The sequence below is a fragment of the Roseovarius autotrophicus genome (assembly GCF_018069895.1).
GTDB classification, from domain to species: Bacteria; Pseudomonadota; Alphaproteobacteria; order Rhodobacterales; family Rhodobacteraceae; genus Roseovarius; species Roseovarius autotrophicus.
Genome location: NZ_JAGQDH010000055.1, coordinates 1 through 2,834, shown reverse-complemented (window position 1 = coordinate 2,834; position 2,834 = coordinate 1). Strand labels below are relative to the sequence as shown.

The 2,834-nt window shown below is 61.2% G+C and carries 5 protein-coding genes and 1 pseudogene; 4 read left to right on the top strand and 2 right to left on the bottom strand.

The features are described 5' to 3' along the window. Nucleotides 1–164 (top strand): annotated as a pseudogene (locus KAK09_RS18430) (IS5/IS1182 family transposase); the annotation flags it as partial. 150 nt (nucleotides 165–314) lie between these two features. Here KAK09_RS18430 and KAK09_RS18425 read toward each other — a convergent pair. Next, nucleotides 315–659: a low molecular weight protein tyrosine phosphatase family protein gene (locus KAK09_RS18425; RefSeq protein ID WP_210880381.1), complete on the bottom strand. Its 345-nt coding sequence runs from the start codon at nucleotides 657–659 to the stop codon at nucleotides 315–317. A 278-nt stretch (nucleotides 660–937) separates the two neighbouring features. On the opposite strand from KAK09_RS18425, the gene KAK09_RS18420 reads away from it, so the two are divergent. The 3 genes from KAK09_RS18420 to KAK09_RS18410 are packed head-to-tail and all read left to right on the top strand — an operon-like array spanning nucleotide 938 to nucleotide 2,740. After that, nucleotides 938–1,618: a type IV secretory system conjugative DNA transfer family protein gene (locus KAK09_RS18420; RefSeq protein ID WP_210880380.1), complete on the top strand. Its 681-nt coding sequence runs from the start codon at nucleotides 938–940 to the stop codon at nucleotides 1,616–1,618. Between the two features lie 20 nt (nucleotides 1,619–1,638). Beyond that, nucleotides 1,639–2,508, top strand: a complete 870-nt coding sequence (locus KAK09_RS18415; protein ID WP_210880379.1) for a type IV secretory system conjugative DNA transfer family protein — start codon at nucleotides 1,639–1,641, stop codon at nucleotides 2,506–2,508. Beyond that, the gene (locus KAK09_RS18410; RefSeq protein ID WP_210880378.1) at nucleotides 2,501–2,740 is read left to right on the top strand and encodes a hypothetical protein; all 240 of its coding nucleotides are present in this window, start codon (nucleotides 2,501–2,503) and stop codon (nucleotides 2,738–2,740) included. Before KAK09_RS18415 ends, KAK09_RS18410 begins: the two co-directional genes overlap by 8 nt. On the opposite strand, the gene KAK09_RS18405 is transcribed toward KAK09_RS18410, so the two are convergent. Then, nucleotides 2,737–2,834 (bottom strand): transposase domain-containing protein (locus KAK09_RS18405; protein WP_210879786.1); only part of this gene is annotated, 98 nt, incomplete at its 5' end. The two genes, KAK09_RS18410 and KAK09_RS18405, sit on opposite strands and share 4 nt — an antisense overlap.

Below are 2,834 nucleotides of genomic sequence, written 5' to 3'. Positions count from 1 at the left end.
GTTCGCTCGAACCTGTGGCGCTGAACCTGCTCGACCTCAAGTCTTTCGGCGAACGCATCGCCGCGAGAGACCCAGACCGCCAAACCGCCGAAATCCACATCCGCGTCGCACTCATCAACCGCTTCAATGCCCTCGGCACCGCCGAGATCGTCCGCGTGGCCTGAACCGGAAGGGGCAAGGGGAACTCACGCCTCAAGCCACCTTTCTGCAACAACGCCGTACAACCCACATCTTGCGTTCACTCAAACGGCGAGGTTTTCGCTGTAGTACAAAGGATATTGCAGCGCATCATGCTGCGCCGATGTTGCACCGCATCAACTTAGCTTATCGCTGACGATGCTGGCAAGACGGGGTTCCACCTTCTCCCTTAGCAGCGCGATGAGGGCAGGATCGCCGCGCTCATACTCATCAGGGATGTGCAGCGTGATGATGCGGCTGTCTGGCGGTCGCTGTTTGTACTTCTTCCTGATCCGCTCGCGGTGGTGGTTCTCCATCGCGAAGATCAGATCGGCGCTGGCGACAAGCGCCGATGTCAGCGGCCTTGGCGCGTGCGCATCCGTGCCCGCCGATATCGCCTCGATGCCAGGGTAGTCCCTGAACACATCCTCGGCAGTCGGGCTTCTGAGCTTGTTGGCGGTGCAGACGAACAGGACTTTCATGGCTGGCGTTTGCTCCTACCTTTCCCAAAGTGTTAAGCCCTTACTGTAGAGGCATTTTCTGTGGTCAGGCGAATCTATTTGCAGTCGCCGATGAAAATAATCGTTGAAAAGCTTCAGACCGAGAATCAACTTATTCCCAACAGAGAAACTTTTGTGGATTGGACGGTGCCATGCGAACGCAGAGGTAACCGAACCCGCTTGGCAAGCTGCTGGGCGGCGAGTCGATTATTGCCATATCCTACGCCCTCGGGCGTTCGCTGGATGCGCTGGCCGATCCCGTGTCGGCAACGTATCTCGGCGTGCTCGGGCTCTGCGGCGTCGGGCTTGCCGCCTCTGGTGTCGGCGATTTCGTGCGCGGTGTCAGCCTGCATTTCAAGCGCCGCCGTGCGGAGAACCCCACGGGCATCTTCGGAACTGCTAGCTTTGCGAGCCTTCAGGATTGCGCTGACACGGGGCTGACCGATCCGCACGGGCTGTTGGTTGGCGCGCTGAACGGCGTGCCGCTGTTCTTCAATGGAAAGGCGCATCTGGTGACGGTTGCGCCTGCGCGGCAGGGCAAAGGCACGAGCGTCGTGATCCCGAACCTGCTGCATTACCCTGGCTCGGTCTTTGTCACCGATCCGAAGGGTGAGCTTGCTGCCGTGACGGCCAAACATCGGCAGGACACGTTCGGGCACAAGATCATCTATCTCAACCCGTGGGGGCTGCATGACCTGCCGCGCCATCGGTACAATCCGCTTGAGCCGCTGATCGGCATGGCCGCCGATCCGCGCCGTCACCATGATCTTGGCGATGCCGCGCGCTCGCTTGCGCTACAACTTATCCCCGAACCTGCGGGCGGCGACAAGAACCAGTATTTCAGGGACGCGGCGCGGAACCTGCTCGAAGGGCTGATCCTGCACATCGTCACACGCGGCAGGCCGCAGAAATGCAACCTGCCCGAACTCTGGCGGTCGTGAAAAGCACTGACCTTCTGGAAATGACCTTCGTTGATATGGCGAAGTCGGATTCGCTCGACGGTGTTGTGTCGGCTTACGGGCAGGAATTCCTGACGCAGTTCGAAGAAGGCGTGCGGCAATTCTCGGATTTCCGCACGGGCGTTTCGAACGCGCTGCAAGTCTTCCGTCCAGGCGGGCAACTGGCCGAGGCCGTGTCAGGCTCCGATGTCAGCTTCCATGATCTCAAGGCCGAAGGCACAACCGTCTATGTGATGATCCCCGCCGAGCGGACCGCCGATTATGGCGTCTGGCTCGGCCTCGTCACAAAGCACGCGATCAATGCCGTTGCGACGCAACGCGGTGATCAGCGTGTTCTGTTCCTGCTCGATGAGTTTGCCAATATGGGGCGCATCGCGGGGCTGGCCGAAGCGCTGACATTGCTGCCTGGCTATGGCGTGCGCGTCTGGGCGGTTGTGCAAGACCTCTCGCACCTCGTCCAGGTCTACGGGCGCGATACGGCGAACATCATCCTGAGCCAGTCCGAAGTGAAGCAGTTCTTCGCGGTGCAGGACATGGAGCTGTCTGTCCGCCTCTCGCGGCTTATGGGCGAGCGCTCGATCATCACCCGAAACTACAATCTCGGGCAGACCGATGATGACGAGCTTGGGATCAGCGTGTCCGAACGCGGCGTGCCGCTCATGCTGCCGCAAGAAATCATGGCGCTGCCCGAAGATCGGCAACTGCTCTTCGTGAAATCCGCCCCGCCCGTGGTGGCCGAGAAGGTGCGCTACTGGGAGGTGTCGCCATGGCGGGACTGGGCTGCGCCCAACCCCATGGAAGGAGATCACCCCCGCAGCGGCAAGCCGCACGTGCGCCTGCGCTACTCCCGCAAGGGAGGCAGGCATGACTGATTTCAGGATCGATGTGCTGGGCAGGAAAGCCCCGCGCCCGCGCAAGCTCAAGCCAGAGGTCAATGACCGCGTGGCGGCGGCGCAAGGCAAGCGGAGCGTGCTGCGGTTCGCCCTTGGGCTGCTCTGGTGGGTCGTGAAGCCGCGCCGCCCGACATGGGTGCTCGGCGCTCTGGCCTTCGTGCTGATCGCCTACGGCACGGTAAGCGTTAGCTGGACATCACGTGCAGCTTAGCTTGACGTCTTGAAGTTCCACGGCAGCAGGTCGTCGATGCCGCTTTGCGGATGGCCATTGGCGATCGCTGTCAGTGTTGCGTTGAGATAGGCGA